Genomic DNA, 17,109 nt, shown 5'->3' on the forward strand with positions numbered 1-17,109 from the left:
TAATTTGATTTGCTAATTTGATTTGCTAATTTGGTTTACTCATTTGGCTGAAGTGATTACAAATACAAAGTAAGCTTTTCGTTTATTTAATAATTTTATTGAGATGGTTAAGTGAAAAAAAATATCGCATTAATTACAGGAATCACGGGTCAGGATGGCTCCTACTTAGCTGAGTTCTTGTTAAACAAAGGTTATGAAGTGCATGGTATGAAGCGCAAAGCATCTTCATTTAATACACAACGAATTGATCATCTTTATCAAGATCCGCATATAGAAGATAAATCGTTTTTTTTGCATTATGGTGATTTAACTGACTCGTTAAACCTTACTAAATTAATTAATCAAATAAAGCCTACGGAAATATATAATCTTGGTGCTCAGTCTCATGTTGCAGTTTCGTTTGAAAGTCCAGAATATACAGCAGAAGTTGATGCATTAGGTCCGTTAAGAATATTGGAAGCAATTCGTTTTTTAGGAATGGAAAAAACTTGTAAGTTATACCAGGCTTCCACGTCAGAACTTTTTGGAAAGGTACAGTCGGTTCCTCAAAATGAAAAAACGCCATTTTACCCTCGCTCTCCTTATGGTGTTGCAAAACTTTATGCCTATTGGATTACCGTAAACTACCGAGAGTCCTATGGCATATTTGCATGTAACGGAATTCTATTTAATCATGAGTCTGAGAGGCGTGGAGAGACTTTTGTCACCCGTAAAATTACTCGTTCATTAGCCAATATTTCACAAGGCCTAGATAAATGTTTGTATTTAGGTAACCTAGATGCTAAACGTGACTGGGGACATGCTAAAGACTACATTGAAATGCAATGGCTCATGTTACAACAAGACGAGCCTAAAGATTATGTTATCGCAACCGGAGTCCAACATAGTGTGCGCGATTTTGTTAAGCTCTGTGCGCATAAAATGGGCTTTGAATTAGAGTTTAAGGGTGAGCAAGAAAGTGAATATGCCGTTGTGTCAAAGGTAGATTCAGAATCGCTGCCAGGAATAAAGCTAGGCCAGAGAGTAGTCCAAGTCGACAGCCGCTACTACCGTCCCGCCGAAGTTGAGTCATTATTAGGAGATGCTAGCTTAGCCAAGCAAGAATTAAATTGGTCTCCAAAAATAAGTTTTGATACTCTTGTTTCTGAGATGGTAGAGCATGATTTAAGTGAAGCCAAACGCCAATTATTGCTTAAAGATCATGGATATCAAAAGCCATCGCCGTATAGTGAATAAATTATGAGTCAATCGAACAAAAAAATATTTGTTGCGGGCCACAATGGTATGGTGGGGAAGGCTATTTTAAGGCGCCTAAAAAATGAGCCTAATTACCAAGTATTCACGGCAAGTCGCAGTGAACTAGATTTAACTCAGCAATCGGCAGTAGCAGACTACTTTAACGCTAATCAATTTGATGAAATCATTATTGCCGCAGCAAAGGTTGGCGGAATAGGAGCCAATTCTAATTTTCCAGCTGAGTTTATTTATGACAATTTAATGATTCAATGTAATTTAATACACTCTGCTCATCTCGCGAATGTAAATAAATTATTATTTTTAGGTTCCTCCTGTATTTATCCCAAACATGCTAAACAGCCTATAAAAGAAGAGTACCTTTTAGACGGCAAACTCGAGCCCACTAATGAACCCTATGCCATTGCAAAAATTGCCGGCATTAAAATGTGTCAAGCTTATAATTCCCAGTACGGAAGAGACTATCGCTGTGTTATGCCGACTAATTTGTATGGGCCGTATGATAACTTTGACGATCAAAATGCGCATGTAATACCAGCATTAATGCAAAGAATTCATAAGGCAAAGCTGTCTAATGAGCCACAAGTAAAAGTCTGGGGAACAGGCAAAGCATTAAGAGAGTTTTTACACGTAGATGATTTGGCTGATGCTTGCATGTTTGTTATGCGGCTCAATTCTACAGAATTTAATGATAAATCGCAGAGCGGGGTTGTGAATATAGGTTCTCTTGAAGAATTTTCGATACGCGATTTAGTCGCCCTTTTAACTGAAACAATAGAGTATTCAGGAGACATTGTTTTTGACAAAAGTAAACCCGATGGTACTATGCGAAAGAAACTAGATACATCGCTGATTGAAAATTTGGGTTGGAAGTATAAAACTGAGCTCAAAAGTGGGCTTTTTAATACTTATCAGTGGTTTCAAAGAAGTTTGAGTTAGATTTACTTTTTTCTAAATAAAATGCAATTTTTTCGAAGACTTCATCCGGAGTAATATCGTCAATTTTAAATTGGCTAGTTAAAGATAGATTTTGAATTAGATCCTGCGTAATGTTTTCATTTTTTAATTGAGGTGGTAGGAACAGATAATAGTGGCTCATTAACTCCTTAGGATAAGGGATAAAGCGCCCTAGGTGCTTACCATTAGAAACCACGAATACCGCAGGGCAGCGTGATGCTGCAGTAATATGGACTGCTGCTGTGTCGTTAGATAGCACTAATTCGCTATTATCAATCAAAATAGCGAGCTCAATCAGTGTGGTTTTTCCTACAAGGTTTAGGCATTTAAAGTCAGTGAGTTCGTGTATGGATTGTGCAGCCTCTGTCTCTTGTTTTCCGCCACACAGTATAATTTCATAATTAAAATTTTTAATTATTTCGTTAGCAACACTTGAAAAGTTATTCTCATTCCATCGCCTGCTTTTTTCATTAGCCCCTACAAACAAAACAATGAATTTTTTAGTGATACCTGATTGAGCCAAATACTGAGCAGCTGAATTATTTTTTATGGTGTTTAGTTTAAGCGAAGGTCGAATAGGATTTAGATTAACCTCAAGTAATTCTGAAAAGAAATACGCTAATTTATGATACTCGAAATTGCAACTTTGAGGTATTGATATTTCCTTAGTGTAAATGTTACTCACAAAGCCCATTTGCCAATCTTCATGGTTGACCCCATTGTCTCTCGGCGCTATTTTTGATTCAGCTTTCACTGACTTAGCAATCCAGTCGCTTACAAAAAACTCTCGGCTAAAAGTAGGGGCAATGCATAGTTTATAGTTTACGCTCTTTATCGCTTGAAGCTTTCTGTAACGATAAATTATGTTATTTCTAAATTTCTTTCTATCAATATAAATAGCCTTTAGCTTGTTGGACTGATCAATGGACTCGAGCAGGTTTTTGCATGCAATGTTGCTAACTATAGTCGTTTGATCATTATGACTTAAATGGTTAAGCAACGGCGAAATAAAGTTTCTAAATAATATATAGTCACCAATGGCATCCGTTTTGACAATCAATAGGCCCTTGCTATCTCTTTTGCTTTGGTCAGTAAGCTTTGTTGTAAGGCTTAACCAGCCGTCAATAAAAAGATAAGCTAGATAACGAACTAGACTAATTAGCTTTGTAGACTGCATTTTTTATAAGGCTTATGTAGCTTTGTAAAGCTTTTGATTTAATGTTTAGCATGCTTTGTGAAAAGTCATCATTGCCTAGAAGAAATTCTTTGTATTTATCTATTAATAGCTCGCTACTCACATCATTTACAAAATATCCGTCTATACCGATTTCTTTTGCCATTTGTACACGGCTATCATTGCCTACTAATAAGACTCTTTTTCCTAATGAAGCAATTGGGTACGCGCAGTGAATACGATTGGCAAATGCAAATTTTGCCTTACTATAAAGTTGCAAGTATGCGGCATAGTTATTTTTTTGATAGAAAATATTTCCTTTAGGCGCTAGTTTTTTTGCAAGCTTATATTCAGTATCGTTGTGGCAAGCAAAAATGACATTTTCTTTTTCGCTAAGGTAGCGGTAAAAATTTGAAAATTCTTGCTCCCATTGTTTAAACTTTATTTCTTGTCCAAAGGTAAAGTGGGCGCCACCGCGCATATAGTTTAGGACCACATAGTCTTCCGAAGTAGCCGTGACTGATTGATTGTCATTAGCAAAAATTGAAGAGCAGGGGATCACTGGAGATTCTACGCCTGCATTTTTTGCAATGATTTGTGCTAAGTGATCTCTATAAGTTGTAAGAGAGCAGCGGGTATGAAACTCTTTGATGTATCGGTTACATTTATTGCAAAACTCATCACCTTTAGAGTGAAATGTCTGACAAGAACCGCCCGCTAAATTTAATATGGACTTGTCACTTGCCCGACGGGTTATTAATGCTTGGTACCATTCATTGTTATAGCAGTGCGCTTCATCATGACACCAATAAATAGGTGCTCCACTTTGTACTATTAAATCAGCATCTAGAATGCGATCCTGAGTTAAGTTCAAGGGTAGTTTATCAAAATACTTAGATATGCGATTGTAACGAAACCATTCAAAACCTTTGCGCGAAGTAATTGGAGAATGCTTATGAATATAACTAAACTCTACTTCAGATTGGTTTAACGCTTGTTTTAGGATGTATTCAAGTCCTTCTCTAATGAAGTCATCGCCAATATTGTGATCGATAGTTGTTATTATCGCAACTTTCACTACACACTCTCCCAAGGTTTATCTTTAATTTTAGCAAATCTTTCTGTCATACCATAGATAGCACGAGGGTGGGTAAAGTATTTTTCAATATCTTTCTCCTCGCAAACTTCATGATTTAATTCCGACTTAAGAACAAAGAACGCATTAGTCGCAAAGCGGTTGGTTCCTATAAACGCATAATTCTTTTTATTTAGCAACTTAATGAATGCAGCCAAAGATGCACCCGAATAATCTGCACCATCTGCGCTAAACTCTGCAACGAACTTTTCATTATAGGGTATTGTTAAACTGGCTTTAGGTCCCAGTAAATGATTAAACTCTAACACAATAACTCTCGCTGTAATTGTGTTGATGGCTTTCATAATATGATAATCATTACCATCGATATCAAGAGAAAGCAAGTCAATAACGCCTTCAATTTTATTTGACTTAATAATTGTGTTGATATTGTCTTTAGTAACCCAGGTATTAATAATTTTAGGTGGGTAAATACATGTATTTTCGTGTAGCCGATAAAATAGTTCTGCTTTTTTAGTATTAGTTTTATTGCCGTCTATTAAGAGTCCGTTCCAATGAAAATTAATCAATAAATTCGCTGTATTAGATTCCATTCCATTACCGGCACAAAGCTCAACACAGGTTTTGTTAGTTGTTCCTATTTTTGCAAATAAGTAACTAAGAATTCCGTCTTCCTCATGTTGTGAGTAGACTTTATATCCGATATTGTAAAGCATGTTTTGAGCACCGCAAGTTTTATACTGCTGGAAAATGCTTTGTTGTTGACTGCTTAGGTTGGCGAAGTGTTTCGCATATCTAAGTCTAAAAATAATCTGATAAAGCCTATTCAAAAAACTAATCATTGGTTTGTTGAGCCTTATAATTCATCAAAAGTGTGTGAATATAAAAAAACGAAGTTAGCTTAAGTATAAACTGTGAACGTAGCTTGTTACTGCTTAAATCATATAAAAATCCGGCAAATGCATAAGAAATTAATGTAGCTAGCGCTGCTCCCCAGATTCCCAAGGTGGGAATGAGGTAAAAATTTAATGAAATATTTACAATCGCACCAATTAAATTTCTAAATAAAGCGTGCATGTGTAAACCTTCGGCGATTAAATACCTTCCACTTGCATGCAGCCAGAATACAAAAATACCGCTCCACACATGTAAGCTTAAAACAGAAGCGGCAGGCAGGTAGCTAGCATTAAACAAAAATAGTACTATCTCTTCACTATAAAGATACGTAGGGATTGCTATTAATATTGCTAGCCAAGACATAGTTGTATAGATATTCCTTAGAAATTCAAAATAAGTTTTTTGTTCACCAGCCTTTAGTTTTACTAGTGCTGGAAATACCGTATTAGAAATGATTATAGGTAAAAAATACCAGGCTTCACTAATTTTTGCGGCTGCTGCATAAATCCCAACCTGTTCAGAATTTAGCATCTTCTCGATCATTATCTGGTCAATTTTTAAGTAAAGTATAATAGAAAGTCCACTTAATGCGAGTGGCCAACTAGAACGCAACAATTCAGTGCACTTTTTCAGACTGGGAGAGTATACATATGCTCGCCCAAGTTGCTTATAAAAAAAGTAGAAAATCAGGCTAGAAAAACATATCGACTCGATTAGAATCGCTATACCAAAATAGAGTAAAGGCGCTTGGTTGAGAATTAAAATGACTTTTAAAAGTGCAGAAATTAATAGCGCAGTTATTTTAGCGAAAGCTGGATATTGGTTTTTCACTTGGCTTTGAAAATACAGCTCGAAAACGGTGAAGCATTGAAGCAGTAAGCTACTGCCTATAACTATTAATAACCAGTTTTCACTGCTATTTTGGTTCGATGTGACTAGAATAAGTGTAAGTATTAGGCACGCTACTAACGATCCTGTAAGTTTTAATATGAGTGCCGAGCTTAAAATTGAGTCGAGCTGATGCTTATTTTGAGTAAGATCTTTTACGATTATACCGTCCATTCCGAACATTGCGATGGCGATTAAGATGCTAATTATGCTTTGCGCGTAACTGAAAAAACCAAAATTTTGAGGGCCTAGATAGTTTGCAATCCAAATACCGATTATTAATGCGCTCGCTAATTGCATTGCCTTTTCTAGAGTAAGCCAAGAGATACTCGTTAAAAAGGAGTGTGAATTGTCTCGCGCTTTTAGTTCATGCTTAGCGCTATTAAATTTAGACATGTGATTATTAGCTTTTAGCTGAATGCAAGCTATTGATATTAAACTATTTAGGGATGATGTGCTAGACTCTAATTATGTTTCCTTAAAAGTACGGTTTGAGCCTTTCGCGCTTAGTATGTTTGTTTAAACAACCTAAAATAGATGAATAAAAACAATCCCACTATTAGTATTGTGACAGCATGTTTTAATGCTGAAAAATCAATTAAAAATTGCTTGCTTAGTATACAGTCACAGTCTTTCGATGACTACGAGCATATAGTCATCGATGGTAACTCCACAGACTCAACATTAAAAGTTATTGAAGAGCACGCGGGTTCAAATTGTCGCGTTATCAGTGAAAAAGATGATGGAATCGCAGATGCTATGAACAAGGGAATTAAAGCAGCTCGAGGAGACTTCATTATTTTTATTCATGCTGATGATTTATTGTTAAATAGCAACAGTCTACAAATAGTCGCTCAGGCATTAGATAATCAGACAGATATAGCCTGTTTCGACGTTATTTTTGGCAAAGCGCATCGATTGCTAAAAGCAAATAACCTAAAGTTTTACTGGAATTTTAAAATACCTGGTTGTCATCAAGGCATGCTGTTTCGTCGCTCACTATTTGATTCTGTTGGCTTGTTTAAGTGTGAGTTTAAGCTCGCAATGGATTATGAGTTGATTCTAAGAGCGATTAGAGCAGGTTATAGCATTCGAGTTGTGAACACGCCAATCGCCTATATGGGCGATGAAGGAATTAGCTCCAGAGTAGATTGGAGTAGTTTGCGTAAACGTTTCGCAGAAGAGCGAAAAATACATAAAATTTATGCCTCATCCAAGAAGTTACGTCTGCTGTATACTATTTATTGGCCGCTGTATCTTGGTTACAGAAAGGTTGTTTACTGGTTGAAATCGATATGAGAATAATAAGTCCTGTTTCTCGAGGGAATGGAGCCCATGTTTTGCATAAATTGCTCGAGTCGAAATTACCGGACTATCGAGTTACCGACTATAACCCATGGATAACACTCTTTCCTCCGCTACTCTATCCAATTGGTCGGAGACAACAAGCAGATATAATACATAGCTTAATGGATTACGGGATATTTCATAAGCGTAGTAAAATTCCGCTAGTACTTACGCTACATAATTATGTACTAGACGCATATATGTCTCCTTACCTTTCTAAGCTACAAAACCTGCATCGTAAAACAGATTTAAAGTGGCTCACTCAAATGTCATTGCGGCGAGCCGATTATTTAACCGCGGTAAGCCAGTATGTTGCAGATAAAACAACCCAAAATTTACGCCTGAAAAAGCCTATAAAAGTTATTTATAATGGCATTGATCACCAACGCTTTGTTCCACTAGAAAAAACAAGGTCAAATTCTACTAAGCAAATCAAAGTACTTTTTTGCGGAAATCTAAGTAAACGAAAAGGCGGGCATTGGCTGCCTGATATTATTCGCTTATTACCAGAAAACATTATCATTCAGTACACTGCCGGCTTAAGAAATATTCCAGATAGCTTTAAACATCCAAGGTTAGTACCGCTAGGTAAAGTAGAATATGCCGACATGCACAAGCTGTATCAACAGGCAGACATCTTTCTGTTTCCCACGGTTAGAGAAGGTTTTGGTTTGGTGGTCGCCGAAGCGATGGCTTGTCAGCTGCCAGTTGTTTCTAGTAACTGTTCTGCAATTCCTGAATTGGTCACCCATGGCAAGGGTGGGTATTTATGTGAAACCGGAAATGTTGCAGAGTATGCAAAAGCCATTATGTTGCTTGCGGACTCACCTAATTTGCGCCTTCAAATGGGACAATATAACCGTGCGCAGGTCGAGCAAAAATTTACCTTAGACAGTATGTTGAAAAACTATACAGATTTTTTTCAGCAAGTTTTTGAACAAAGTAGCGTTTAAAATACTCAACTAGTTGGCTTTTCATTAACACAAACCGCTTCGAGCTGCTCAATGTATTCAATCAATATGTTTTTTCGCGGATATAGCGAGTCGACTATTGACTCTCGCAAACTTAACTTTAACTCTAAGTTCTTATTGCTATGTAAATAGTTTAAAGCGTCTTTACAATGGCCAAAATTAGCGATAGTGGCAGCTTGTAGAATCAAAGCATCATAGGAAGGCACTTTATCTAGGGACTGCTGAAAAGAGGTTAAGCCAGCTTCTTGTTGGTCTAATATAAACTCTAGCTCGGCTTTGATATGTAAAAACTTTTGCTGAATAGAATTAGATGCGTATTCCGGGTTAGCTAAAATATTGTTGCTCATTTCTAAAAGCTGGTTAGGGGTGTAATCATCACACTTACCTTGTTTAAGTAACGCTAATGTCTCCATTGCCACAGGAAAATCTCTATTTGACTTTAAGTTATCTTTAAAAGCGTTTGGGTTAAATAGCAGACCATATACTTTTCCCTTCTTTTTGCAGGCTAAGTTAATCGCGTTGAGCGTTATAAAAGGAGAGGGTTCAATTGCATAAGCTCTCTTTAAGTAGATAATTGCAGCCTCTAAATTAGATGTTTTAGAAAATTGGACCGCAGCATTTTCTTGAGCACGCAATGATTTGGGGTTTAGCTCAGCCCAGTAAGCCGCCGCTTTAAAAGGATTACCCCATAGGGATGCGCGAGAAAAAGTAGCGTAGATGTTCGCTATTAGAAATAGCGCAATGCCTATTGTTAAATATTTACGGTATTGTGCAGCTACTTTCACACTAAGCGTTGCTAGAGCAGCGCTTAGCCCAATAAATGGGAGGTAATTTCTGTGTTCATAGTAAAGATCAAGTGCGATAACAGTAGATTCAATTAAGTGTCCGGCAAAGAAAAATAATATCCAAAATGATACAAGGCAGCGTTGTTGATAAACACGTGTAAACGCATAGATACAGCTGCTCAATATCAATAAACCAATAAACCCGCTAGTTAAGTAATCAGAGACAGAGCTAACCACAGCTATTTGGTCATTAAATAAACTGTTGGTGACAGGGCGAGGAAACAGAAAATTAGAAAAATGGGTAATGAAAAGTTCAAACTGAGTAAATACTCGCTCGCTAAGTGAGAAAGGGCGGTTTGAGTAGTATTGCTCTGCATTAATAATATGAGTGCTTAAATAAGCGAGCAAAATAAGAGATAAACTAGACCAAAAATATCGTTGTGATTTTGTTTCTTGTCTTAATTTCGAATCGTTCCCTGCGAAGAATGAAACTATAAAATAGGCTATTACAAAAATAATAGCCGCATTTTCTTTGCTTAAAATTGCTAGACCTATAGAAATAATAGATGCAATCGAATATTTTGAAAATATTTTCTTATTGTCCGTGGTTAGCGCGTAAATTAGCATAATTAAACTAAACAGGCCAAAAGTAGTCGCTAATAATGTCATCCTTTGTATAACATATAAAACAGTTGATACATGGTTTGGAAGTATTGCCCAAATAGCCGAAGTCAAAATAGCACAAGTGAAGGCTTGTTTGTTAGTGAACGAGCTCATTAAACTCAGCTGGTGAGTTAACCAATAGACGAGGCAAATATTAACGAGATGTAAAATAATATTTCCCGCTAAAAAGATCTCAGGGTGACCAGGCCAAGCATCTGCTGTGAGCATAAAGCTAATCAGAGAGACGGGGCGACCTGTAGGGCCTGAAATACCGCTAAAAGCGTATTCTATAAATGATTGCCAGTCAGTAACTTGTAGTATTGCCGGTAAGTTGGCTGTGTCATCGAAGAGAAATGCTCCTTCAATACCCAAAGAAAATAAAATGAGCGCTAAGCTAATTGTAAAAAGCATGAGAATTGCTTTTGAGTTAGAGAGGTTTTTTAACCACGTAGACATTTTTAGGTCGCTTTATAATTTTTGTAGAGTTTAGTGTGCAGAACTGTGTAACATTAGTAAATTTAGTAAGGCTATACTAGTTAAGAAATTGTAATAGTATGCTTACTGATTAGATATGTTTAACGGCAGGCTTTGGGGGCGTATTTATCTTCTCCGTTAAATGAGCAACTCCAACTTATAGAGCCGCCGTTATCGACAGGTGAAAGTCTAACAGAGTTTCCAGATATAACCGCACTCGCATCATTACCTAATTCGACCAAAATTACACCATTTTCGACAGAAGTTCTTAATGTGTAACGTCCACTGAGTGAGTCTTCCATTGGAATGCCCAAGTAGCCATTATCAACATTAGCGAAGGTGCCTTCATCCATGTAAATATCGCCAGTCATTGCCTTTATAGCACTGGTTAAAGCATAAGCTTCGCCAGCTTGGCTTCGAGCTACATAATCTTGATAGGCCGGAATAGCGAAAGCAGCTAATATTCCAATGATTGCAATTACTATCATTAGCTCAATTAAAGTAAAGCCTTTAGAGTTCATAATTTAACTTCCTCAATACTTAGGCAAAAATTAGCGTGATACATAATGCAAACATTAATTAACGTTTGAACAATTGAGTTTTAGGGCGGTAAGCGAGAGAAAGAGTGAAGCTAGGGTAGCTTCACTCATATAAAATTATCTACAAGCTTTAGGTGCGTATTTATCTTCACCAGAGAAAGAACATTCCCAGCTAATAGAACCACCATTATCTACAGGAGATAGCTCAACAGTACCACCGGCAATTGCAGCACTTGCGTCACCACCTAAAGTCGCTGTAATTACGCCAGCAGCAATTCCAACTTGTGTTACATACTTGCCAGAAACAGAACCTGCAGCCGGAATACCATCACTACCGCTAGCTACACCGGCAAACGATCCTTCATCCATGTAAACATCGCCAACTTGAACTTTAAGACCAGATGCAAGTGCATAAGCTTCACCAGCTTGTGAACGAGCTACATAGTCTTGATACGCAGGAATTGCGAACGCAGCAAGAATACCGATGATTGCGATAACAATCATTAATTCAATCAGTGTAAAACCAGATTGTACTTTTTTCATTTTAAATACCTCAAGTTGAGTTAGGATTTTAGTTATTTTGAAACGTAACTTTAAAAGTAGACCGTTTCGAAAAAAAAACAAGACAAAACATCTTGTAGTTAGTTCAGCAAAGATAGTGCCAACTTTGGTTTGAGGTTGCAAGAATAAAAGGAGATTATTTAATATAACGCTATTTTATTATTTGCGGCATAAAAATATCTTTAAAATCAAAAGGATATGATTTTTCAGATAGCTCTCACTGAGATGTCGATTGAGTTTTTAATATTTTGTGTGACGTAAGTCTCACTCCGCTGTTCACAGATTTTTAGCTTAATGATTATCAATGTGACAAATTGCGTCACATCTAATGTGCAAGAGTGACACATTTTGTAACTTAAGGTGTTAAATGAGCGCAATTGGTCAGTTAATTTAAATCAATTCGCATAGACAAGTCTAACGCTTGTATATTTTTGGTTAAGCCGCCAACGGATACGTAGTCTACGCCAGTAGCCGCTATTTCGCTGATGGTTTCAATATTGACATTGCCAGAAGCTTCTAATTTAGCTTGGTTACGATGTTGGTTCCTTAAACTCACCGCTGTGCGCATATCTGCAAGGTTAAAGTTATCTAGCATGATAACTTGAGCGTTGCCATCAAGTGCCAATTTTAATTCGTTAAGTGACTCTACCTCTATTTCTAACAGCTGATCAGGGTGGTTTTGTATCGCTTGGGTTAGTGCTTGAGAAATTCCACCACAGGCCATGATATGGTTTTCTTTAATTAAGAATGCATCGGATAAGCCGAGTCGGTGATTAGTTCCGCCGCCGGTTCTTACCGCATATTTTTGACCAAAGCGCATCCCAGGAATGGTTTTGCGGGTATCTAATAGTTTGCAAGCCGTATGCGAAATTTTTTGGTAATAATGGTTGGTGAGAGTCGCGGTTGCCGATAATGTCTGCAAGAAATTCATCGCAGCGCGTTCTCCTGTGAGTAAATCTCTTGCATTACCCGTAAGCTCACAAAGTAGTTGGTTAGCTTGGATTGGATCGCCGTCGTTAACGTGCCAATTTAAAGTAACCTTATTGCCAAGCTGTAGGAATACTTGGTTAACCCAAGCTTTGCCACAAACAATTCCTGGTTCGCGGGTTATCAGAGTGGCCTTTGCTTGCTTTTCTGCAGGAATAAGTTCTGCAGTGATATCTATATTGTCTTTACCAGCTAGATCTTCATATAGCGCAAACTCGCACATACGCTGAATTTCATGGTTAAGTAACTCTTCAAACTGTTGTTGATCCAACTTCTTGTCTCAATAGGGAAAAAATTGTCGTTATTCTAGCATTTAGCGATATTGCCGCAAGGTTAATTGTTTGCCTTTTTGGGCAAACTCGAGTCGCTTTAACACATTCATTCCCAGTAATATTTGCTCTCCTTGCATCCCAGGGAGTATCGCTCCTTCTAAGTCATACAGTTTAATTTCGCCAATCTCTAAACTATTGATGCGGGTTGTAGCTCCAACGGCAGTGCCGTTAGCGGTTTGAGAATAGCGTTTTTGCCCGGGTTCAAGTCCTAATGATGAGGCGAGCGCTCCTGGCACTGCAACGTTAGTTGCCCCCGTATCGAGCAGAAATGTCACGGGACGGCGATTAATGAAGCCATCCACTAAATAGTGTCCAGCACGGTTGGCATGCAAAACGACTTCAATAAACTCATTGTTGGTTTTGCTTAAGACATTTTGGTTAGGGTTGATTTGTTTTTCTTCCCAGTTGCCAAATAACCAAGTTAACAACAAAATAACAATAACCCACGCAATGGTTATCATTCTATTGCCAATAGGTTGAGTGTTCGGTGGCGGGTTATTGTCATTTGAGTTGTGCATAAAATAGGCTACTTTTTAAGGGTCACAATAGATAATTAGTTAAGACACGCTGGATTATGTGGGCTTCGCTCAATTAACTCAAGTAGTAAAATAGGTGTCCACTTATACTTATTACTATAAGTGAATTCAAGGTCATTACGAAATCGTCTAAAGGAATTTCATTTTGAGATTTTTTAGCATTCTAAGTTTCATTTTTAGTCAAACAGGCTCACACTTAATAAACGTTTAAGATTAAGTTTGAGTGTTTTGAGTTATAGGTCACACTGTATTTGGACGCAATCTACTATAGTAACTATCCCAGTATTCTGCATTATGTTGCTAATTCAATACTTGGCTTGTGATAAGTTGGCTGTTATGGCTTGTTGTTCTTTAAGGTAAATTGCTAGCCTAGTGACTAGGCTGTTTCTACTTTTAGTCTGAATACATGACAACCTTATTAGTAATTAATACCTCCTGCTAAAATGGCCTTTAAAAAAAAGGCAATAAGTAGCGTCACAAGCATGGCATTTAGCGGCTTAATTCTTATTCTAGTTAAACAAAGTAAAGGATAAGCGTTGTGGGTAATTCCAAAAGCCACATTTTAGATTTCAATTCAAAAAGCTTAAGCAAGCAAAGCGAAGGGCTATTGCGACCATTGCCGGCGCTAGTCGATCAGTCGCGCAAAGTTTGCCTTAAAGAGCTAGAACAGCTGCTTCACGCTATGTTAGAGCAAGCTGATGATCAACTATTTGATATGTCTAATAACGCTTATAACAATGCTCACTTTGAGGCAATGCGCCTATTGCGGCTTAAAAAAGAAGGTTTGTTAAAAAGTTTTTATAGTGAATATAATCAGTGCTTTAATTTACACCTCGGCAAGCAGTCTGCTTATCAAGACAACAGCTTAGAAGAAAGCATTTCATTTGAAAATATTGCTCTTGTAGAAGACGGCGAACTTGAAGAAGGTATCGCTATTGATACCATGGTAAAAAAGAGTCGAGCCAAAAGCTCTGCCGCTATCGAGCAAATTAGATTAAGGCTCGATACCTTAATTTCTGATCGCAGTATTGCTGCAGAGAATAATCCTTTCGAGCCAGCCTTTATTTGTAATGCGTTTAAACATGCCAGTTTAACTTTAGACATGGATCTAGAGTCATTGCTTGTTATTTATAAATTATTTGAACGAATGGTGACTAATAACTTAGAGCAAGTGTATGCTCATGTTAATCAGTTTTTTATTGATAAGGGCGTGTTGCCAGACTTAAAAAATACGTTTACAAAGCCGATTAAAACTCAGTCAGCGCGTACGCCAAATAATCGTTATGCGCATCAAGAAAACATCCATCAAGAAAGCACAAGTGAACAAAAAATAACTGAAAATGATGAGCAAGTAATTTCTTTATTGCAAAATTTACTTTCATCTAGACAAGCATCTATTTCTGTCGATGAAGCTCAAACTGAAATTCCTCACATGAATAAGGAACAAGCACCGGTTAATACCAATCAGCTAGTTTCTGCTTTAACTCAAGTGCAGTCAAACCAGTCATTTGACTCGCAAAACCTAGTAAATGTATTAGCTAATATTAAGACCCAACTTGGCACTCAACTAGCACAAAACGGGATAGGGGAATCAACGCAAAGTTTGGGGCAGTTTAATAACGATATGATTGATATCGTATCGATGCTGTTCGACTTTATATTAGACGATGAAAATCTTCATGCTGAAATTAAATCGGTAATTGCTCGGTTGCAAATACCCATGTTAAAAGTAGGTCTAGTTGATAGAAGCTTTTTTTCAGACAAAAATCATAGCGCCAGACTGCTACTAAATGAAATTGCGCGAGCGGGAATTTCTTGGAACCCTAGTGATGCTGATGCGACTCAAATGCTGCAAAAAATTGAATCGATATGCAATGAAATTATCACCAACTTTAAAGATGATGTGCATATTTTCGATAACTTACTGAATGACTTCCAGTCTTTCAGAGCTCAATCACGTCAGCGTGCAGAAATTTTTGAGCGCCGAACAAAAGAAGCAGAAGAAGGTAAAGCGAAAGCTGAGTCTTCGCGTAGCATTGTTAATAAAGAGCTAAAAAAGATTTGCTTTAAAAAACATGTACCTCCAGCGGCTAAGTTGATGCTTAAAAACGTTTGGGCGCATGTGATGCTTTTAGAGCGCCTAAAAGGACAAGAAGATGGATGGGAAAAAGCTTGTAACGTCGCCAAACTGTTGATATGGAGCGTACAGCCTGTATTTACTGCGGTAGAGTTAGAAAAGCTCGTTGGCAGAATTCCTTTATTAGTTAAAAACCTTCGCAAAGGGTTTAATATTGTAGCGTTATCTCCTATAGAGTCTTCGCATTTGTTAGAGTCTTTAGAAGATACCCACCGACAAATTATTAAGTCTGCTCAAGACTATATTGAGAATGAAGAAAAGCAAGAAGATATATTAAGGTTAGAGCCTTCTGGGATTGTCCCAAGTATCAGCGCACCTTCTTCCACAACAGAGCAGGCTAATGAAACATCTAATGAGCCGGTAGAAATAGAAGATATAGGATTCCCTGCAGAACAAACGGGTGAAGCCGCTCAAAAGACATTTGTTGAGTCGGTCGAAATTAAGCCAGAAAGTTTTGAGTTAGTTGACTCTTTAACTGCCGGCAGTTGGTTTGAGCTTGTAGTTAATGACAAAAATATACGCTGTAAGTTAGCGGCTCGAATTAGCTCTGTTGGTAAGTTTATTTTCGTTAATAGAAATGGAATAAAGGTTGCCGAATACTTTACCCAGCAATTGGCTCAAGAGTACCAACTAGGTAGAGTTAAAATACTTGACGACGAAGCTCTATTTGATAGGGCGTTAGAGTCTGTCATTTCAAACTTGCGGGCGATGAAGACCGACACTTTGTAATGAAGACTGACGCCTTTTAATTTAAGATAATGTGATTAGTCCGAGGCTAGCTCAAAGAACTGATACTTGATATGCTAGTGCTCTTACTTCCCCTGCATTTGTAATTAAATGAAAGACCAAACTATCGAAGACATTTGGCTAGAAGATGCTGTGCCAATAATCAGTCCGCACTTTAATGCCAGACCAGCCTGTACGGAAATTAACTTATTAGTTATTCATTGCATTAGTCTGCCGCCTAAAGTTTTTGGTAATCACTTTGTTGAAGATTTTTTTCAAGGAAAACTAGACACCAGCTTACATCCTTTTTTTAGAGAAATTGCCGATCTTAGAGTGTCTGCTCATTTTTACATTAAGCGTTGTGGCAAACTAATCCAGTTTGTCCCCACCAATCAGCGGGCATGGCATGCAGGCGAATCTGAGTTTAATGGTCTTTGTAATTGTAACGATTTTTCTATAGGGGTCGAACTAGAAGGTTCTGAAGATTTACCTTATACCCAAGTTCAATATCAAACACTTGCTAGCCTAACCCTGAAGCTACAGGCTTTCTACCCGCAAATTACTGATGCCAATATTGTTGGCCATTGTGATATTGCGCCGCAACGAAAGACCGATCCAGGCCCTTCCTTTGACTGGTCAAAATATCGCTTATTATTGGCAAAATAATAAGCAGTTATCCAATAGCGCCGCTAGCATTTGCTAGTAGGTCTTCCGACCAGCCTATAACAAACTGTTTTTTCTAGAAAAATCGAGTATTATTAAGTCATATTCTATGGTTCTTAATG

General features: G+C 37.5%; 15 protein-coding genes. 6 read left to right on the top strand and 9 right to left on the bottom strand.

Annotated elements, in window-relative coordinates:
- The first annotated feature begins 111 nt into the window (after positions 1–111).
- Positions 112–1,236 carry a GDP-mannose 4,6-dehydratase gene (gmd, locus tag ACUR5C_RS06295; protein ID WP_454467506.1) on the top strand — a complete coding sequence of 375 codons (1,125 nt, stop codon included), beginning with the start codon at positions 112–114 and terminating at the stop codon, positions 1,234–1,236.
- 3 nt (positions 1,237–1,239) lie between these two features.
- Entirely contained in the window at positions 1,240–2,193 is a 954-nt protein-coding gene (locus ACUR5C_RS06300; protein WP_454467507.1) for a GDP-L-fucose synthase family protein, read from the top strand.
- Here the strand turns inward: ACUR5C_RS06300 and ACUR5C_RS06305 are convergent.
- The 4 genes from ACUR5C_RS06305 to ACUR5C_RS06320 all read right to left on the bottom strand — a co-directional run bounded on the left by ACUR5C_RS06305 (position 2,156) and on the right by ACUR5C_RS06320 (position 6,662).
- Positions 2,156–3,388, bottom strand: coding sequence for a glycosyltransferase family 9 protein (locus ACUR5C_RS06305; RefSeq protein WP_454467508.1), 1,233 nt, complete (start codon positions 3,386–3,388; stop codon positions 2,156–2,158). The two genes, ACUR5C_RS06300 and ACUR5C_RS06305, sit on opposite strands and share 38 nt — an antisense overlap.
- Positions 3,366–4,463 (bottom strand): polysaccharide pyruvyl transferase family protein, encoded by a 1,098-nt coding sequence (locus ACUR5C_RS06310; RefSeq protein WP_454467509.1) that lies wholly within the window; start codon positions 4,461–4,463, stop codon positions 3,366–3,368. The genes ACUR5C_RS06305 and ACUR5C_RS06310 overlap by 23 nt, the downstream gene beginning before the upstream one ends.
- A complete protein-coding gene (locus ACUR5C_RS06315) occupies positions 4,463–5,197 on the bottom strand; it encodes a hypothetical protein (protein WP_454467510.1) in 735 nt (244 codons plus the stop codon). Before ACUR5C_RS06315 ends, ACUR5C_RS06310 begins: the two co-directional genes overlap by 1 nt.
- Before the next feature lie 118 nt (positions 5,198–5,315).
- Positions 5,316–6,662 (bottom strand): flippase, encoded by a 1,347-nt coding sequence (locus tag ACUR5C_RS06320; protein WP_454467511.1) that lies wholly within the window; start codon positions 6,660–6,662, stop codon positions 5,316–5,318.
- Positions 6,663–6,803: 141 nt separating this feature from the next.
- Between ACUR5C_RS06320 and ACUR5C_RS06325 the strand changes: the two genes are divergently transcribed.
- Both ACUR5C_RS06325 and ACUR5C_RS06330 read left to right on the top strand, forming a co-directional pair.
- A complete protein-coding gene (locus tag ACUR5C_RS06325; RefSeq protein WP_454467512.1) occupies positions 6,804–7,565 on the top strand; it encodes a glycosyltransferase family 2 protein in 762 nt (253 codons plus the stop codon).
- Entirely contained in the window at positions 7,562–8,566 is a 1,005-nt protein-coding gene (locus tag ACUR5C_RS06330; RefSeq protein WP_454467513.1) for a glycosyltransferase family 4 protein, read from the top strand. Before ACUR5C_RS06325 ends, ACUR5C_RS06330 begins: the two co-directional genes overlap by 4 nt.
- Before the next feature lie 5 nt (positions 8,567–8,571).
- Here the strand turns inward: ACUR5C_RS06330 and ACUR5C_RS06335 are convergent, their stop codons facing one another.
- From ACUR5C_RS06335 to ACUR5C_RS06355, 5 genes are all read right to left on the bottom strand, one after another.
- Positions 8,572–10,488 carry a tetratricopeptide repeat protein gene (locus ACUR5C_RS06335; RefSeq protein WP_454467514.1) on the bottom strand — a complete coding sequence of 639 codons (1,917 nt, stop codon included), beginning with the start codon at positions 10,486–10,488 and terminating at the stop codon, positions 8,572–8,574.
- Positions 10,489–10,607: 119 nt separating this feature from the next.
- Positions 10,608–11,027 (bottom strand): pilin, encoded by a 420-nt coding sequence (locus tag ACUR5C_RS06340; RefSeq protein WP_454467515.1) that lies wholly within the window; start codon positions 11,025–11,027, stop codon positions 10,608–10,610.
- Positions 11,028–11,162: 135 nt separating this feature from the next.
- The gene (locus ACUR5C_RS06345; protein WP_454467516.1) at positions 11,163–11,588 is read right to left on the bottom strand and encodes a pilin; all 426 of its coding nucleotides are present in this window, start codon (positions 11,586–11,588) and stop codon (positions 11,163–11,165) included.
- Between the two features lie 403 nt (positions 11,589–11,991).
- Positions 11,992–12,864 (bottom strand): carboxylating nicotinate-nucleotide diphosphorylase, encoded by an 873-nt coding sequence (nadC, locus tag ACUR5C_RS06350; protein WP_454467517.1) that lies wholly within the window; start codon positions 12,862–12,864, stop codon positions 11,992–11,994.
- A gap of 42 nt (positions 12,865–12,906) precedes the next feature.
- A complete protein-coding gene (locus tag ACUR5C_RS06355) occupies positions 12,907–13,443 on the bottom strand; it encodes a retropepsin-like aspartic protease family protein (RefSeq protein ID WP_454467518.1) in 537 nt (178 codons plus the stop codon).
- Between the two features lie 556 nt (positions 13,444–13,999).
- Here ACUR5C_RS06355 and ACUR5C_RS06360 point away from each other — a divergent pair.
- On the top strand, positions 14,000–16,327 hold the full coding sequence (locus ACUR5C_RS06360) for a DUF1631 domain-containing protein (protein WP_454467519.1): 2,328 nt from the start codon (positions 14,000–14,002) through the stop codon (positions 16,325–16,327).
- 108 nt (positions 16,328–16,435) lie between these two features.
- Positions 16,436–16,990, top strand: a complete 555-nt coding sequence (gene ampD, locus ACUR5C_RS06365) for a 1,6-anhydro-N-acetylmuramyl-L-alanine amidase AmpD (RefSeq protein ID WP_454467520.1) — start codon at positions 16,436–16,438, stop codon at positions 16,988–16,990.
- The last annotated feature ends 119 nt before the right edge of the window (positions 16,991–17,109 follow it).

The organism is Aliikangiella aequoris, from assembly GCF_053709105.1.